This is a genomic window from Herbaspirillum sp. UBA812 (assembly GCF_002296545.1).
In the GTDB taxonomy this organism is placed as follows: domain Bacteria; phylum Pseudomonadota; class Gammaproteobacteria; order Burkholderiales; family Burkholderiaceae_D; genus Herbaspirillum; species Herbaspirillum huttiense.
Genome location: NZ_DBIC01000106.1, coordinates 29,453 through 45,738, shown reverse-complemented (window position 1 = coordinate 45,738; position 16,286 = coordinate 29,453). Strand labels below are relative to the sequence as shown.

General features: G+C 62.8%; 14 protein-coding genes. 5 read left to right on the top strand and 9 right to left on the bottom strand.

What is annotated here, in order from left to right; all coding sequences use genetic code 11:
• The 5 genes from B3873_RS06975 to B3873_RS06955 all read left to right on the top strand — a co-directional run.
• Positions 1–1,015: efflux transporter outer membrane subunit (locus B3873_RS06975; RefSeq protein WP_286864883.1), on the top strand; the 1,015-nt coding region annotated here is incomplete at its 5' end.
• Positions 1,012–2,088: an HlyD family secretion protein gene (locus B3873_RS06970; protein ID WP_286864881.1), complete on the top strand. Its 1,077-nt coding sequence runs from the start codon at positions 1,012–1,014 to the stop codon at positions 2,086–2,088. The genes B3873_RS06975 and B3873_RS06970, both read left to right, overlap by 4 nt.
• Positions 2,085–4,832 carry a ribosome-associated ATPase/putative transporter RbbA gene (gene rbbA, locus B3873_RS06965; protein ID WP_286864879.1) on the top strand — a complete coding sequence of 916 codons (2,748 nt, stop codon included), beginning with the start codon at positions 2,085–2,087 and terminating at the stop codon, positions 4,830–4,832. The genes B3873_RS06970 and rbbA overlap by 4 nt, the downstream gene beginning before the upstream one ends.
• Before the next feature lies 1 nt (position 4,833).
• The gene (locus B3873_RS06960; protein WP_286864878.1) at positions 4,834–5,970 is read left to right on the top strand and encodes an ABC transporter permease; all 1,137 of its coding nucleotides are present in this window, start codon (positions 4,834–4,836) and stop codon (positions 5,968–5,970) included.
• 67 nt (positions 5,971–6,037) lie between these two features.
• Positions 6,038–6,202, top strand: a complete 165-nt coding sequence (locus B3873_RS06955) for a hypothetical protein (RefSeq protein ID WP_286864876.1) — start codon at positions 6,038–6,040, stop codon at positions 6,200–6,202.
• Positions 6,203–6,208: 6 nt separating this feature from the next.
• Here the strand turns inward: B3873_RS06955 and B3873_RS06950 are convergent, their stop codons facing one another.
• The 9 genes from B3873_RS06950 to B3873_RS06910 form a co-directional block, all read right to left on the bottom strand.
• Positions 6,209–6,394, bottom strand: coding sequence for a hypothetical protein (locus tag B3873_RS06950; RefSeq protein ID WP_414651527.1), 186 nt, complete (start codon positions 6,392–6,394; stop codon positions 6,209–6,211).
• Positions 6,391–7,023 (bottom strand): hypothetical protein, encoded by a 633-nt coding sequence (locus tag B3873_RS06945; RefSeq protein ID WP_286864874.1) that lies wholly within the window; start codon positions 7,021–7,023, stop codon positions 6,391–6,393. The genes B3873_RS06950 and B3873_RS06945 overlap by 4 nt, the downstream gene beginning before the upstream one ends.
• A gap of 39 nt (positions 7,024–7,062) precedes the next feature.
• A complete protein-coding gene (locus B3873_RS06940; RefSeq protein ID WP_209533273.1) occupies positions 7,063–7,590 on the bottom strand; it encodes a hypothetical protein in 528 nt (175 codons plus the stop codon).
• Positions 7,591–7,598: 8 nt separating this feature from the next.
• Complete coding sequence (locus tag B3873_RS06935; RefSeq protein WP_276838857.1) at positions 7,599–8,612, bottom strand: DUF6402 family protein; 1,014 nt, start codon at positions 8,610–8,612, stop codon at positions 7,599–7,601.
• Complete coding sequence (locus tag B3873_RS06930; protein WP_209533272.1) at positions 8,602–9,153, bottom strand: PAAR domain-containing protein; 552 nt, start codon at positions 9,151–9,153, stop codon at positions 8,602–8,604. Before B3873_RS06930 ends, B3873_RS06935 begins: the two co-directional genes overlap by 11 nt.
• 207 nt (positions 9,154–9,360) lie before the next feature.
• Positions 9,361–11,676: a DNA topoisomerase IV subunit A gene (gene parC / locus B3873_RS06925; RefSeq protein ID WP_286864871.1), complete on the bottom strand. Its 2,316-nt coding sequence runs from the start codon at positions 11,674–11,676 to the stop codon at positions 9,361–9,363.
• Positions 11,677–11,709: 33 nt separating this feature from the next.
• The gene (locus B3873_RS06920; RefSeq protein WP_286864869.1) at positions 11,710–12,606 is read right to left on the bottom strand and encodes a lytic transglycosylase domain-containing protein; all 897 of its coding nucleotides are present in this window, start codon (positions 12,604–12,606) and stop codon (positions 11,710–11,712) included.
• A gap of 1 nt (position 12,607) precedes the next feature.
• Positions 12,608–14,596: a DNA topoisomerase IV subunit B gene (locus B3873_RS06915; protein ID WP_039786544.1), complete on the bottom strand. Its 1,989-nt coding sequence runs from the start codon at positions 14,594–14,596 to the stop codon at positions 12,608–12,610.
• A 247-nt stretch (positions 14,597–14,843) separates the two neighbouring features.
• The gene (locus tag B3873_RS06910; protein WP_039786623.1) at positions 14,844–16,196 is read right to left on the bottom strand and encodes an amidase; all 1,353 of its coding nucleotides are present in this window, start codon (positions 16,194–16,196) and stop codon (positions 14,844–14,846) included.
• Between the last annotated feature and the right edge of the window lie 90 nt (positions 16,197–16,286).

Sequence of the window (16,286 nt, the reverse complement as noted above, 5' to 3'; positions counted from 1 at the left end):
CCTGTGGGCCCGCCTGCGCAGCCTGGATGACGCCGCGCTGCAAACCGCGCTGGCCAGCGAAGCCACCCGCCGTGCCGCTGCCCTGAGCCTGGTGGCCCAGGTAGCTGATGCCTGGCTGGAATTGGCCGAGATCGACGAACGCCTGGCCATCGCCCGCGACACCATCGCCAGCCGGCAGGAGAGCTATCGCATCTTTGCGCGCCGGGTCGAGGTCGGCGCCACCTCGCGCCTGAACCTGACCCAGATCGAGACCCTGCTCACACAAGCCCAGGCCTTGGGCGCACAGCTGGAACAGCAGCGCGCACAACGTCTGAATGCACTCACGCTGCTGGTCGGTTCGCCGCTGGAGCTGCCAGTCGGCCAGGCGCGGCCGGCACTGGATGCAGTGTTCCCGGCGCTGTCGCCCGGCGCGCCTTCGCTGCTGCTCACGCGCCGCCCCGACGTGGCCGCTGCCGAGCATCGCCTGCAAGCGGCCAATGCCAACATTGGTGCAGCACGCGCGGCCTTCTTTCCCAGCATTTCGCTCACGGGCAACTTCGGCACGGCCAGCGCTGAACTGAGCGGATTGTTCCGCGATGGCAGCCATGCCTGGAGTTTCTCGCCCAGCCTGTCGCTGCCGATCTTCACGGCAGGCCGCCTGCGCAACAACCTGAACCTGGCCGAAGTGCGGCGCGACCTGGCCGTGGCCAATTACGAAAAAACCATCCAGTCCGCCTTCCGTGACGTCGCCGATGCGCTGGCCGCGCGCCAGTGGCTGACCCGCCAGCTCGCCATTGCCGAGACGGCGGAGCAGGTGCAGGCCGAGCGGGCGCGCCTGTCCACGCTGCGCTATGACAACGGCGCTGCGCCTTTCCTCGACGTGCTCGATGCCCAGCGCGACCTGCTGAGCGCACGCCAGCAGCGGGTGCAGATCCGGCGTGCGCTGTTGTCCTCGTCGGTGGCGCTGTATGCGGCGCTGGGTGGCGACGCCAATGCGCCTGCGGCTTTCCCCCTTTCTTCCGGACCCCGACCATGACGCTCCCTCACGCCAAGAAACCCCTGCTGGCCGCCGCGCTGGCCGTGATCCTCGCCGGCGCTGCGGCCTATGCCTGGCTGCGCCTGCATCACAGCGGCCCCGGCGAGGGATTCGCCAGCGGCAACGGCCGCATCGAAGCCACCGAAGTGGATGTGGCCACCAAGCTGGGTGGCCGGGTCGATGCCATCCTCGTCAATGAAGGCGACTTCGTCGCAGCCGGCCAGCCGCTGGCCCGCATGCAGGTACAGTCGCAGGAAGCCCAGCGCGACGAGGCCCAGGCGCGCCAGCAGCAATCGGTCTCGGCCGTGGCCAGTGCCGAGGCCCAGGTGGCCGTGCGCGAGAGCGATCATCAGGCCGCATTGGCCCAGGCAGCGCAGCGCGCCAGCGAGCTGGATGCGGCACGGCGCCGCCTGGCGCGCTCGGAGGTGCTGGTCAAGGAAGGCGCCTCCTCGCTGCAGGAAGTGGACGACGACCGTGCCCGCGTGCTGAGCATGGAAGCCGCCGTCACCGCCGCCAAGGCACAAGTGACCGCCGCCCAGGCTGCCGTCGCTGCCGCCCGCACCCAGGTCAGCGGCGCGCGCGCCACGGTCACGGCCGCGGTGGCCACGGTCCAGCGTATCAAGGTCGACATCGACGACAGCACGCTCGTGGCCCCGCGCGCCGGACGCGTGCAATACCGCATCGCCCAGCCGGGTGAAGTGCTGGGCGGGGGCGGCAAGCTGCTCAACCTGGTGGACTTGAGCGATGTCTACATGACCTTCTTCGTTCCCGAGACCGTCGCCGGCAAGCTGGCGCTGGGCAGCGAGGCGCGCATCGTGCTGGACGCCGCCCCGCAATACGTGATCCCGGCGCGTATTTCATTCGTGGCCAGCACTGCGCAGTTCACGCCCAAGACGGTAGAGACCGCCAGCGAGCGGCAGAAGCTGATGTTTCGCGTCAAGGCGCAGATCGATCCGGCGCTGCTGCGCCAGCACCTGAGCCTGGTCAAGACCGGCTTGCCCGGCGTGGCCTGGGTGCGGACCGACAATGCGCGTGACTGGCCCGCCACCCTGGCGGTGAAGGTCCCGCAATGACAGAGACCCTTGGCCAAGGCCTGGTGGCGCGCCTGTCGGGCGTGTCGCTGCGCTATGGCCAGAAGCCGGCCTTGCAGGCGATCTCGCTGGAGATTCCGGCCGGCTGCATGGTCGGCCTGATCGGGCCGGATGGCGTGGGCAAATCCAGCCTGCTGTCGCTGGTGGCCGGTGCCCGTGCCCTGCAGGAAGGGGACGTGGAGGTCCTCGGTGGCGACATGCGCCGCGCTGCACATCGTGAAGCGGTCTGCCCGCGCATCGCCTACATGCCGCAGGGTCTGGGCAAGAATCTGTATCCGACGCTGTCGGTGGAGGAGAACCTGCAATTCTTTGGCCGCCTGTTCGGCCAGTCCGCGCAGGAGCGCCGCCAGCGCATCGATACGCTCACTGCCGGCACCGGCCTGTCGCCTTTCCTGGCGCGCCCGGCGGGCAAGCTCTCCGGCGGCATGAAGCAGAAGCTGGGATTGTGCTGTTCGCTGATCCATGACCCTGACCTGCTGATCCTGGACGAACCCACCACCGGCGTCGATCCGCTCTCGCGTGCGCAGTTCTGGGACCTGATCGCGCACATACGCCAGCAGCGGCCTGGCATGAGCGTCATCGTGGCGACAGCCTACATGGAAGAAGCCGACCGCTTCGATTTCCTGGTGGCCATGGATGACGGCCAGATCCTGGCCACCGGCACGCCTGCCGAGCTGCATGCGCGCACCGGCACGGCGGCACTGGAAGAGGCCTTCATCGCCTTGCTGCCACCCGATAAACGGCGCGGCCACCAGCCCGTGCAGGTGACACCGCTGGACCCGGCGCGGCAAGCCGAGATCGCCATCGAAGCGCGCGGCCTGACCATGCGCTTCGGCGATTTCGTGGCGGTGGATCATGTGGACTTCCGCATCCGGCGCGGCGAGATCTTCGGATTCCTGGGCTCCAACGGCTGCGGCAAATCCACCACCATGAAGATGCTGACCGGCCTCCTGCCTGCCAGCGAAGGCCAGGCCTGGCTGTTCGGCCAGGCCGTCGATCCGCGCGACATGGCTACGCGGGCGCGTGTGGGCTACATGTCACAGGCCTTTTCGCTGTATGGCGAATTGAGCGTGCGCCAGAATCTGATGCTGCATGCGCGGCTGTATCGCGTGCCGCAGGAGCAGATCGCGGCGCGCACCGACGAGATGGCGCAGCGCTTCGGCCTGCAGGAGGTCATGGACAGCCTGCCCGAGAGCCTGCCGCTGGGCATCCGCCAGCGGCTGTCGCTGGCCGTGGCGATGGTACACAAGCCGGAGCTGCTGATCCTGGATGAACCGACTTCGGGCGTGGACCCGATCGCGCGCGACCTGTTCTGGCAATTGATGATCGATCTCGCGCGGCGCGACCAGGTGACGATTTTCATTTCCACCCATTTCATGAACGAGGCCCAGCGCTGCGACCGCATCTCGCTCATGCACGCCGGGCGCGTGCTGGTCAGCGCCACGCCGGAGGAGCTGATCCGCCAGCGCGGGTCGGCTACTTTGGAACAAGCCTTCATTGCATACCTGGAAGAAGCGGCCGGGAAGGGCGCAATGACGCCTGCGCCTGAAGTAAAAGTCACATCGGCCCGGAACCACGCGCCAGCTGGCGATGGCCGCCTGCGCACCAGCCTGGGCCGCGCCCTCAGCTACAGCCAGCGCGAGAGCCTGGAACTGCGGCGCGATCCGGTGCGCGCTACCCTGGCCTTGCTGGGCACGGTGATCCTGATGTTCATCATCGGCTATGGCATCAACCTCGATGTGGAAAACCTCAGCTACGCCGTGCTCGACCGCGACCAGACCGGCCTGAGCCAGAACTATGCGCTCAATCTATCTGGTTCGCGCTACTTCATCGAGCATCCGCCCATCCGCGATTACCAGGACCTGGACCGCCGCATGCGCAGCGGCGAGATCTCTCTGGCCATTGAAATCCCGCCCGGCTTCGCCCGTGACATCGCACGCGGCAAGCCGGTGGAAGTAGGGGCCTGGGTCGATGGTGCCATGCCCACGCGCGCCGAGACCGTGCGCGGTTACGTGCAGGGCATGCATCAACTGTGGCTGGCCGACATGGCCACGCACCGGCTGGGCCAGCGCCTGGCGCAGCCGGCCACCATCGAGACGCGCTATCGCTACAACCCGGACGTGAAGAGCCTCCCGGCCATGGTGCCGGCCATCATCCCGCTGCTGCTGATGATGATCCCTGCCATGCTGACGGCGCTGTCGGTGGTACGCGAGAAGGAGCTGGGCTCCATCCTCAATCTCTACGTCACGCCGGTCACGCGCACCGAATTCCTGCTGGGCAAGCAGCTGCCTTATCTGGTGCTGGGCATGCTCAATTTCGCCATGTTGACGCTGCTGGCCGTGACCGTGTTCGGGGTGCCGGTCAAGGGCAGTCTCTTCACGCTGACACTGGCGGCACTGGTATTCATCATCTGCTCGACCGGCTTCGGGCTGCTTGCCTCGACCTTTACGCGCAGCCAGATTGCGGCCCTCTTCGTGACCATGATCGGCACCATCATTCCCTGCGTGCAGTTCGCCGGACTGTTGAATCCGGTCTCTTCGCTTGAAGGGGTGGGTGCGCTGATCGGACAGGTCTATCCGGCCACGCACTTCCTCACCATCAGCCGTGGCGTGTTCAGCAAGGCGCTGGCGGTGGGTGACCTTGGCGCCTCGTTCTGGCCGCTGGTGCTGGCGGCCCCAGTGATCCTGGGTTTGTCGGTGTGGCTGTTGAAGAAGCAGGAGCAATGAGATGCGCCGCGCGCCTGCCAGCCTGTCCAACATTTTTCGTCTCGGCGTCAAGGAGCTGTGGAGCCTGCTGCGCGATCCGGCCATGCTGGTGCTGATCGCCTACACCTTCACGCTCTCCATCTATGTGGCCGCCACGGCCATGCCGGAGAGCCTGCACAATGCGGCCATCGCCGTCGTCGACAATGATGGCTCGCCGCTGTCGGCACGCATTGCGTCCTTGTTCTATCCGCCGCATTTCAAGGTGGCCCGGCTGGTGACGGCGCGCGAGGCCGATGCCGGGCTTGATGCGGGCGACTACACCTTTGTCTTGGACATCCCGGCGGATTTCCAGCGTGACGTGCTGGCCGGACGCGCGCCGGCGGTCCAGCTGAACGTGGATGCCACGCGCATGAGCCAGGCCTTTACCGGCAACAGCTACATCCAGCAGATGGTCAGCAACGAGGTCACGCAATTCGTGCGGCGTAGCGAGGCCGCTGGCGATGCGCCGGTGGGGCTGGCCTTGCGCATGCGCTTCAATCCCAACCTGGAGCAATCCTGGTTCGGTTCGCTCATGGAGATCATCAACAACGTCACCATGCTCTCCATCATCCTGACGGGGGCGGCGCTCATTCGCGAGCGCGAGCACGGCACCATCGAACACCTGCTGGTGATGCCGGTGAGTCCGGCCGAGATCATGCTGGCCAAGGTGTGGGCCATGGGTTCGGTGGTGGCGCTGGCGGCCTTGATGTCGCTGCTGCTGATCGTGCGCGGTGCCTTGCAGGTGCCCATCGAGGGCTCGCTGGCGCTGTTCATGCTGGTGACGGTGCTGCATCTGTTTGCCACTACCTCGATGGGCATCTTCATGGCCACGCTGGCGCGTTCGATGCCGCAGTTCGGGATGCTCACTGTACTGGTGCTGTTGCCGCTGCAATTGCTGTCGGGCGGCTCCACGCCGCGCGAGAGCATGCCTGTACCGGTACAGGACATCATGCTGGCCGCCCCGACGACACATTTTGTCGCGGCGGGGCAAGCCATACTGTACCGGGGCGCTGGCCTGGAAGTGATCTGGCCGCAACTGCTGGCCATCCTGGCAATTGGCCTGGTCCTGTTTGTAGCTGCACTGGGCCGGTTCAGAAAGACCATCAGCCAGATGGCGTGATGGAGGAGGGCGCGCGCCGATACCGCGCCCACATGACTAGCGATGCAATCAATCGGGAGCAATCATCATGGACTTCAACAGCCCCTCAACCTGGATACCGCTCATCAGCATTGCGCTGCTGCTGATCGGCTACGGCCAACGCGCGCAACACTGGGCACCTTATTGCATGCTGGCGGGGGCGTTTGGATTGCTGGGGGTGTTGGTGTATCGGGTGTCGGTGGCGATTGGGTGACGCGGTTCAGGTGCCGCCATCACCATACGCTTCGCTGATGGCGCGCAGTGCCAGCAACGCGGCAGGGCGGTCATCCGGACTGTCCAGTGACTCCAAAGCGGCCTTCAGGTACTCGGTGGCCAGTAGGGGGTTCGCGCGCAGTTCGGCGATTTCACGCTCGTGGTGAGAGACTGCTGCCTTGATCTTGCTCATGGTTGACTCACTGATGTCGCCTGTTGCTGGCATAAATCATTTAAATAATATTTCCGGTCATCATTGGCAGGCGCGGGGCCTTGCAGATCTTCGTTCGGGAGTCGCTTGAAAGAGGACCAATGCTTTCGTGGCAGTGATACGAATCCGCTTTGGCACAGGGCTGGGATCACTTGCGGGTTTTCGCCACAACGCAGGTCATTGTTGATGACACAGCGTTCAGCCTCGGTGATGCCCAGTGTGGGGAGCGGGTCCTCTGAAATCACCATGAGGCTGTATTCGATATCAGGATAAACCTGCTTGCCATGTAGTCTCCAATATTTCTCGTGAAGGCTGCAGGCATACATAGCGAGGGCCGGTAGCAGGACGGTGGCTGCCAGTGCCACGGCAACCAGCATGGTGTTGGCGACCGTTTGCCGCGTCTTTTTGAGCAGAAGATGGCCGATAACGGGAAATGTGATGGAACATCCCAGCGCCCACAGCAGCGGGTCGTCCGGGCAACTTTCTCCGCAATTCGTGATGAAGGCGGTATTGAGCGCTCCCACAGAAACTCCGCACCCAATGCCCACGGTGCTCAGTAATGGAAATGCAAAGCAACTTTTCATCTGGTCACTAAAAAAGAGAGTTTGCATTGCCCTGCCGAGATTTGAATAGAAGATGCAGTTCCTGAATCAAAGCGCGTCGCTTAGCCGCTTACAGAGCTCAGAGGCTGTATCCATTCTGCAATTCAGGTTGGCATAGTCTGATTCTGCGTTCCTCCCCTCGCATTCCTTGAGATCAGTCCATTCGTGGAAGTAATCCTCAGCCCTGCCGCCCGGGAAATTTGCTGTCATACCATTGGAAGACCAATAGAAAACGTCGCTTCCCATTGCTACTGCGACTAGCGAGTTGGCTTCCAGACTTGGGAAAATCTGAGCGGTCGAATCCCGGATGATCTTGCCTGAACGAAGATCGGTAATGGTATAAAAGGCATCCCCGGGGGCGAGCAAGAACCAGCGATACGGGTCAGTCCAGTACCAACGCTCGCCTCCGCGAAAATTGTATTCGGCGAGCGCGCAGGTGCCTGCCGGATTGACGGTGATAGCGATAACGGGATAGGTTGGGCGAATCAGCTGGCCATTCTTTCGGAGGAAAACATAAATAGACGCAATGACGATCACGACTATTAGCAAAATGTTAGAAAATCTGGATCGTTGCATTATTAATCCTAAGAAATATTCGTAATATCTTGCGGAGTTACCCGAAATCTGAAAGGCCTTTTTAACGTCGTCGCCAGAACGTCGCTTAGTACAATCAGATCACCGCCGAAGCCTGTCATTTTTCTGTGGCTATTAAACCGTTCATTGGTGACAGACACAAAATCGTCTGGACAAATTCCTTTTTCGCCCCTTCCCCCGGCAAAGTACGATAGTGGATAGACCCGTACATGTGGTGCCGAATGTTTGCTCCAGTGGCCGAGGTACTGATTACCATTGAAGTCGTATGTGTCGCGGATATAGACACCAATTCTTGATACGTTGATTTCGTAGTGTTCGACCAGTACTGAGGACTGTCCTCCAGACTTGACGACTTTTTTCTTTGGTGTAACAGTGCCTTCGCCTGCTATCTTGAAGGTGAATCTTGCTAAAGCTCCCCACATATCGTCCAAGTCTGGATCAGCTGTGGTGCTGTCTTTCCACCAAGCGTTAAGGTATTCGCGGTTGTCGTCAACGCTATGTCGTTGAAATTGCCATTCCTCATCCAGAGCCAATGCGCTTTTGGTGAGATCGCCAAAACTCTGTGGTGATTCGGTGAATTTATTCGCCCGAAAAAGGCGTTTGATGAGTAGCTTTTTGGCCTTGGGGTTTTCATAGATTGGAGGAATGGATTTATATAAATTCCGACTTCCAAACATACCGTCATATTCCCTTTTAATTCGGGGAAAAGATAATGCCCACTCCATAGTGATCAAAGAGGTTTCGAGCAAATGGCTAGGATATTGGCTGGCCCCGACAAGTCCTTCCTTTTGTTCCCGCGTCATCGTGTAGCCGGGGCTATCAAACCACTTTTTCATCAAAGTAGCTGAATTTTTCCATCCCATCTTCTCCATGACTTCGGGAAGATCTGTCAGTCGGAAGACATCGGCGTAGCAAATCTTGCCCTGTTTATTTTCCCTCGGGCTAGTTCTCGATTCGCCCACCAGACGGAGCTGTGCGGAATGGGCCGGCGTTTCAGTTCCCAATTTGAATCTCCCCCTGGGGTGCCAGCTCCAGTTTTAATGCGGTGCGCTTATCTGAGGTCGCATATCTTGTTCGTCCCTCCTCGTCGGTCCGGCCTTCGATGACCTCTCCAGAATCGAGAGTGATGCGATACATGCGGTTGCGCGCTGGTACCTGAGTCTCTTTGTCAACGATGATGAAGTACTCATCGTGTACTGCCTCGTGGTCTCCCTCCGGCGGAGAGATTCCTCTCCATCCACCGTCTGCATCGGGCGCGAAGGCGGCATGCACCTCGCCCTCGCTTCCAACGCCATCAATGTCGTTGAGTGTGGATACCAGCGGACATCCTCTGCTGGTTTTCATGCCATGAATAACCTGCGCACGTCCATTGGTCAGCGTCGAGCGCACGAACCCTTGCGCAATGACGCAATTCTTGGGACAAGCCATTCGCGCACCGACGAACGCATAAGCGCGTCCATGACTGCGACAGGTAGGGTCGCCCTCGATAACCGTTGCGCCGCAAGCGGCCCGGTCGCCTTCACGAATCCATCCGATGATTTTCATCTTGCACGCTCCTCGTATTCAACAATGAGCGCGCATTCTCCCCAGCAGGCGTTGGCTCTTCCACGCCAACACCCAAAACTCCACCCCGCATTCGAAATGCTTCGACCACCCCTTGCCCACGAAGCAATCAGTTGTGCAAGCCATCAAAAAAATCGCCCCCTGCCAAACTGCACAGGGGGCGACTTCACCGCAAAAAGAAACCGGGCATCAACCCTGCGAACGCAACCCCGTCGCCTTGATGCGCGATTCCAGCACGCGGCCCTTGCGTGCGCGCTTGCCCACGTGCGCCAGCAGCCTCTCGCCGCTCAAGGCAATCTCCTTGGGCTTGCTCATGTTGCCGGTGCCATGGACTACGACACCCTTCTGGCTGATGGCCTGGGCAGCGACCAGCTTTTCGTTCTTTTCCAGCTCCATCAGGTTCACGCCACGGCCACCGGAAGACAGCGTCTTCATCTCATCGAGGCCAAACACCAGCAGGCGGCCATTGGCCGACACGCAGGCCACGGCGCTGGCATCGGCCGCCACCGGCGTCGGTGCCAGCGGCAGCGCACCTTCATCGAGCGTGAAGAAGCTCTTGCCGCCCTTGACGCGGCCAAACATGTCGGAGGCCTTGGCAATGAAACCGGCCGCCGCATCAGAGGCCAGCAACAGCGTGGTATCGGCCGGACCGGCAAAGTAATGCTGGATGCTGCTGCCGCTGGCCAGTTCGATCAGCGTGGTCACAGGCACGCCATCGCCGCGCGCGTTGGGCAGCGCGTTCACCGCAATCGTGTAGACCCGGCCGTTGGAGCCGAAGGCCAGCAGGTTGTCCACGGTGCGGCATTCAAACGCGCCATACAGGCTGTCACCGGCCTTGAAGGTGAACTGCGTCGCATCGTGGCCATGGCCGGTGCGCGCGCGCACCCAGCCCTTCTGCGAAATGATCACCGTCACCGGCTCATCGATCACCTTCTGCTCGAAGGTGGCGCGCTCGGCTTCTTCGATGATCGTGCGGCGGGCATCGCCATAGGTCTTGGCGTCGCCTTCGATTTCCTTGATGACCAGACGCTTCATCGAGGACGGATTGTCCAGCAGGTCCTGCAGCGTGGTCTTCTCGCTGCGCAGTTCGGCCAGTTCCTGCTGGATCTTGATGGCTTCCAGTCGCGCCAATTGGCGCAGGCGGATTTCCAGGATGTCTTCGGCCTGGCGGTCGGAGAGCTTGAAGGCGTCCATCAGAGCCGGCTTCGGTTCGTCCGATTCGCGGATGATCTTGATGACCTTGTCGATGTTCAACAGCACCGCTTCCCGGCCTTCCAGGATGTGGATGCGGTCGTTGACCTTCTGCATGCGGAACTGCGTACGGCGCGTCACCGTCTCGAAGCGGAAGCTGATCCACTCGGTGAGGATGTCAGTCAGGTTCTTCTGGCGCGGACGGCCATCGCCGCCGATCATCACCAGGTTCAGCGAGGCACTGGTCTCCAGCGAGGTCTGCGCCAGCAGCGTATTCATGAACTCGGTCTGGTCCTGGTTCTTGGACTTGGGCTCGAAGACCAGGCGCACCGGCGCTTCCCGGCCGGACTCGTCGCGCACTGCATCGAGCAGGCCCAGGATGGCCGCCTTCTGCGTCTGCTGCTCAGGTGTCAGTGACTTCTTGCCCAGCTTCAGCTTGGGGTTGGTCAGTTCTTCGATTTCTTCCAGCACGCGCTGCGAGGAGACGCCCGGCGGCAGTTCGGTGATGACCGCCTGCCACTGGCCGCGCGCCAGGTCTTCGATCTTCCAGCGTGCGCGCACCTTCAGGCTGCCACGGCCGCTCTGGTACATCTCGGCGATGGTCGACTTCGGGGTGATGATCTGGCCGCCACCGGGGAAGTCCGGGCCGGGGATCAGTTCCATCAGCTCGGCGTGCGTGATCTTGGGATTGCGGATCATCGCCACGGCCGCCTTGGCCACTTCGGTCAGGTTGTGCGAGGGGATTTCAGTGGCCATGCCCACGGCAATGCCGGAGGCACCGTTCAACAGCAGGAAGGGCAGGCGCGCCGGCAGGAGGCGCGGCTCTTCGGTGGAGCCATCGTAGTTGGGCTGGAAATCCACCGTGCCCATGTCGATTTCATCGAGCAGCAATTTGCTGATGGGCGTCAGGCGTGCTTCGGTGTAGCGCATCGCCGCTGCGCCATCGCCATCGCGCGAACCGAAGTTGCCGTGGCCGTCGATCAGGGGATAGCGCAGCGAAAAATCCTGCGCCATGCGCACCAGCGCGTCATACACCGACTGGTCGCCGTGCGGGTGCAGCTTGCCCAGCACGTCGCCGACCACGGCGGCGGACTTGCGCGGTTTGGCCGCCGAGTTCAGCGACAGTTCGTTCATCGCGTAGAGGATGCGGCGCTGTACCGGCTTCTGGCCGTCAGCCACGTCGGGCAGGGCGCGGCCCTTGACCACCGAGATCGCGTAATCGAGATAGGCGCGTTCGGCGAAGGTGGACAGCGTCAGCGATTCGCCATCGGGCGCAGCCGGGGCTTGGTCAAAGAGGGTCGGTTGATCGGTCATGGAGCTTGTCTTGTTGTGTTCGTATTGACTGGGTTAATCGTTGATGGCGGGCTCGCGCGGGGGCAGCGTCACCTTCAGGCGCGCATTGCCGCTGGCATTGGCGTTGACGCGCTCGCCTGCGGCCAGGCGCAGTGCGCCGGCGGGCCGGTACAGTTCATAGAACCGCGACACCAGCCGCACATAGCCCTGGGTCTCGGGATAGGGCGGGATCTTGTTGCCATACTTCTGCACCGCGCCTTCCCCGGCGTTGTAGGAGGCAATGGCCAGCTCCACGTGCTGCGGGAACATCGCCATCAGATCGCGCAGATAGCGCGCGGCCAGGCGGATGTTGATCTTCGGGTCGGTCAGTTTCTGGTGCAGCGTCTTGCGGCGATCCCCCTGCAGGCCGTAACGCTCGGCGGTATCGGGCAGGATCTGCATCAGGCCTACCGCGCCCTTGCTCGAGACGGCCGTGGCATTGAAGCCGGATTCGGCCGTCATCACCGCCTTCAGCAGCGCCGCATCCAGACCGAATTCGCCGGCCGCTTCGGTGAGCAGGTCGTCGTACTTGCGCGCATCGCGATGAGCCAGCATGGTCCGCACGAACGGCGGATCGGCCGGGGTCACCGCTTCCTTGCTGCCGGGATGGTTGAGCAGCGATGCGCTGCTGGCCATGAGCTTGTCCGGGTCGTCCAGGGTCTGGGCATAGAAGTGCACCGCGCCATCGGCATCGGTGTACCGGTACACAATGGTCTTGGACTTCTTTGAAGCGGCAGCCGTACCGGTACTGTCCCGGCCACTGTCCGCTGCTTCCACCCGCATATGCTGTACACCATCGGCATCGGTGTACCGGACCACTTGCTGCGACTGTACCGGTCCGGCACAGAGCAGCGCCGCCGCGCCCAGGAGGGCGGCGAGAGCGCTGGTGTGCAGGAACGCGGCGCGGCGCATGTCAGATGTCCGCTTCGGCTTCGTTGCCGTGCTCTTCGATCCAGGCCCGGCGGGACGCCGCTTCGCCCTTGCCCATGAGCATGTTGAAACGCTCTTCGGAGGTCTGCACGCCAGGCTCGCCGAAGCTGATCGGCAGCAGGCGGCGGGTGTCCGGGTTCATGGTGGTTTCCCACAGCTGCTCGGCATTCATCTCGCCCAGGCCTTTGAAGCGGGAAATGCTCCAGGCACCTTCCTTCAGGCCATCCTTGCGCAGCTTGTCTTCGATGGCTTCGAGTTCGCCATCGTCCAGCGCATACAGCTTCTGCACCGGCTTCTTGCCGCGTGCCGGGGCATCCACGCGATACAGCGGCGGGCGCGCCACGCAGATGTGGCCTTTCTCGATCAGCTTGGGGAAGTGACGGAAGAACAGCGTCAGCAGCAGCACCTGAATGTGCGAGCCGTCCACGTCCGCGTCCGAGAGGATGCAGATCTTGCCGTAGCGCAGGCCGGAGAGATCCGGCGTGTCGTTGATGCCATGCGGATCGACGCCGATGGCCACCGCAATATCGTGGATTTCATTGTTGGCGAAGAGGCGGTCGCGCTCGGTTTCCCAGGCATTCAAGACCTTGCCGCGCAAGGGAAGGATGGCCTGGAATTCCTTGTCGCGGCCCATCTTGGCCGAGCCGCCGGCGGAGTCGCCCTCCACCAGGAAAATTTCATTGCGCGTCACATCCGAGGATTCGCAATCGGTCAGCTTGCCCGGCAGCACGGCCACGCCGGAAGATTTCTTCTTTTCGACCTTTTGCGCCGAGCGCAGGCGGCTTTGGGCCTGCTTGATGACCAGCTCGGCCAGCTTCTTGCCGTATTCCACGTGCTGGTTCAGCCACAGCTCCAGCGCCGGACGGGAGTAACCGGCCACCAATCGCACGGCATCGCGCGAGTTCAGGCGTTCCTTGATCTGGCCCTGGAATTGCGGATCCAGCACCTTGGCCGAGAGCACGAAGGAGACGCGTGCAAAGACGTCCTCGGCCAGGAGTTTGACGCCCTTGGGCAGCAGCGAATGCATTTCCGCAAAACTCTTGACCGCCGAGAACAGGCCTTCGCGCAGGCCCGATTCGTGGGTACCGCCGTTGGAGGTGGGGATCAGGTTGACGTAGGACTCGCGCACCACAGCCCCTTCCTCGGTCCAGGCCACGACCCAGGAGGCGCCTTCGCCCTCGGCGAAGCCTTCGGCATCCTTGCCGGCGAACTGTTCGCCTTCGAACAGCGGGATCAATGTTTCGCCGCTGCCGGTCTGCGCCAGTTGCTCCATCAGGTAGCCGCGCAGGCCTTGATCGTACTGCCAGTTCTGGGTGTCGCCGGTTTTGGCGTTGATCAGCGTGACTTTCACGCCCGGCAGCAGCACCGCCTTGGAACGCAGCAGGCGCTGCAGCTCGCCCAGCGGAATGGTGGCCGAGTCGAAATACTTGGCGTCCGGCCAGACGGTCACGCGGGTGCCGGACTTCTTGTCCTCGCGGGTGGCGGGGCGCGACTGCAGTTTCTCGATGACGTCGCCGCCCGAGAAGGCCAGCGTGTGCACGCCGCCTTCGCGCCAGACCGTGATTTCCAGGCGCGTGGCCAGCGCATTGGTGACCGAGACGCCCACGCCGTGCAGGCCGCCCGAGAAGGCATAGGCACCGCCGGAGCCCTTGTCGAACTTGCCGCCCGCATGCAGGCGGGTGAAGACGATTTCGACGGTGGGGACTTTTTCTTCCGGGTGCAGGCCGACCGGGATGCCGCGGCCATCGTCTTCCACGCTGACGCTGCCGTCGGCGTTGATGGTGACGATGATGCTCTTGCCGTAGCCGCCCAGTGCTTCGTCAGAGGCGTTGTCGATCACTTCCTGGAGGATGTGCAGCGGATTCTCGGTGCGCGTGTACATGCCCGGACGCTGCTTGACCGGCTCCAGTCCCTTGAGGACACGGATCGATGATTCACTGTAATCGGACGGGGTTGTTTTTTTGGTTGCCATGCAGATGAGTGGTCGTGGCTGATGCCGGAGGGTTGTTGTCTGTTCGTCCAGCGCAGCGGCCCGCCAAGGGGCCATCTTGCGCTGCAAAAGCGCATTCTAATGAAAATTCCGTGGATTCGGCGTCTGGCAAGGCGGAATGTTCCCTACCGGGCAGGACTTGTCGGTAACAGCATGTAAATGCGGCTAAAAGCGCGCACAAAAAAGGCTTGCGCGCACGCAAGCCTTGTCACGGGAGCAAAACTCCGGATCAGGCGGCCAACAGTCCTTCCACCGCCAGGGCGATCGCCAGCAGGCGCTTGTCCTCGCCGCCGGCCGCCGCCAGCGACAGTCCGACCGGGGCAGTGCCGGGCGCATGGCAGGGCAGGGAGACGGCGCAGCCATCGAGGAAGTTGATCAGCGTCGGGTTGCGCAGGATCTTGCCGTTGGCGGCGTAATAGGCATCGTCGCTGGCTTGCAGTTCGGCAATACGCGGCGCCACGATGGGTACGGTTGGCATCACCAGCGCATCGTAACCGGCCAGTTGCGCCTGCACTTCGGCGATCCAGCGCGGGCGGGCGTGCAGCACGTCGAGCAGGTCGGCGGCGCTCATGTCCTTGCCGCGCAGGATGCGCGAGACCACGCGCTGGTCATAGCCGGCGGCGTTCTCTGCGATCAGGGCGCGATGCCAGGCGTAGGCTTCGGCCGCGGTGAAGCCGCCCTTGGCGTTGATGGCGGCCAGGGCGTTGAAGGCCGGCACCTCCGCTTCGACGATGACGGCCCCGGCGGCGCGGAGTTTGTCCAGCGCGGCGCGATAGGCCTTGCCGACGGTCTCGTCCATGGCGTCCAGCACCACATTGGTCGGGGCCAGCAGGCGCAGGCCGCGCAGCGGATGGGCGACTACGGACACATAGGCTTCACCGGCCAGTACAGCGTCCATGATGGCGCAGCACTCTACCGATACAGCCAGCGGGCCAATCGAGTCCAGGTAAGCGGACAGTGGCAGTACACCTTGCATGGACACCCGCGAGGCCGTGGGCTTGAATCCGGTCAGGCCATTCAGTGCCGAGGGGATGCGTACGGAACCGCCGGTATCCGAACCGACCGCCGCAAAGGCCATGCCATCGGTGACCGAGATGGCCGCGCCGGAAGAAGAACCGCCGGGAATGCGCCCGCCTTCGACGTTGCGCTCCCAAGTGTTCTGCGGCGTGCCGTAATGCGGATTGATGCCCAGGCCCGAGTAGGCGAACTCGGTCATGTTGGTCTTGCCGATGACGATGGCACCGGCCTTCATCAGGTTCTGCACCACGGCTGCATGTGCGGTGGCAGCGGGCTTGCCGCGCAGCACGACCGAGCCGGCCAGGGTGGTTTCGCCGGCGACATCAAACAGATCCTTGACCGAGACCGGTACACCTTCCAGCGGCGAGCGGCACAGTTTGGCCGCGCGCAGGGTATCGGAAGCGCGGGCGGCGGCGCGCGCCTGGTCTGCATAGACGCTGGTGAAGACGCGCGCGCCTTCGCCCGCCGGATCGGCGATGCGGGCCAAGGCTTGTTCGGTCAGTTGCAGGGAAGTGATGCGGCCGGCATCGAGGTCGGCGGCCAGTTGGGAGAGTGTGCTCGGCATGATGAGGGAGTCGGTGTGGTCGGAGGACAAATTCGCAGATGCGCAAGTATCGCATTGCCTGGCGCATCCAACAAAGGCGCATGGGCGGCC

What these genes read in the sequence shown, in the direction of transcription:
- B3873_RS06970 (WP_286864881.1), top strand. Translation starts at nt 1,012, where the DNA reads ATGACGCTCCCTCACGCCAAGAAACCCCTGCTGGCCGCCGCGCTGGCC.
- rbbA (WP_286864879.1), top strand. Translation starts at nt 2,085, where the DNA reads ATGACAGAGACCCTTGGCCAAGGCCTGGTGGCGCGCCTGTCGGGCGTG.
- B3873_RS06960 (WP_286864878.1), top strand. Translation starts at nt 4,834, where the DNA reads ATGCGCCGCGCGCCTGCCAGCCTGTCCAACATTTTTCGTCTCGGCGTC.
- B3873_RS06955 (WP_286864876.1), top strand. Translation starts at nt 6,038, where the DNA reads ATGGACTTCAACAGCCCCTCAACCTGGATACCGCTCATCAGCATTGCG.
- B3873_RS06950 (WP_414651527.1), bottom strand. Translation starts at nt 6,394, where the DNA reads ATGAGCAAGATCAAGGCAGCAGTCTCTCACCACGAGCGTGAAATCGCC.
- B3873_RS06945 (WP_286864874.1), bottom strand. Translation starts at nt 7,023, where the DNA reads ATGCAAACTCTCTTTTTTAGTGACCAGATGAAAAGTTGCTTTGCATTT.
- B3873_RS06940 (WP_209533273.1), bottom strand. Translation starts at nt 7,590, where the DNA reads ATGCAACGATCCAGATTTTCTAACATTTTGCTAATAGTCGTGATCGTC.
- B3873_RS06930 (WP_209533272.1), bottom strand. Translation starts at nt 9,153, where the DNA reads ATGAAAATCATCGGATGGATTCGTGAAGGCGACCGGGCCGCTTGCGGC.
- parC (WP_286864871.1), bottom strand. Translation starts at nt 11,676, where the DNA reads ATGACCGATCAACCGACCCTCTTTGACCAAGCCCCGGCTGCGCCCGAT.
- B3873_RS06920 (WP_286864869.1), bottom strand. Translation starts at nt 12,606, where the DNA reads ATGCGCCGCGCCGCGTTCCTGCACACCAGCGCTCTCGCCGCCCTCCTG.
- B3873_RS06915 (WP_039786544.1), bottom strand. Translation starts at nt 14,596, where the DNA reads ATGGCAACCAAAAAAACAACCCCGTCCGATTACAGTGAATCATCGATC.
- B3873_RS06910 (WP_039786623.1), bottom strand. Translation starts at nt 16,196, where the DNA reads ATGCCGAGCACACTCTCCCAACTGGCCGCCGACCTCGATGCCGGCCGC.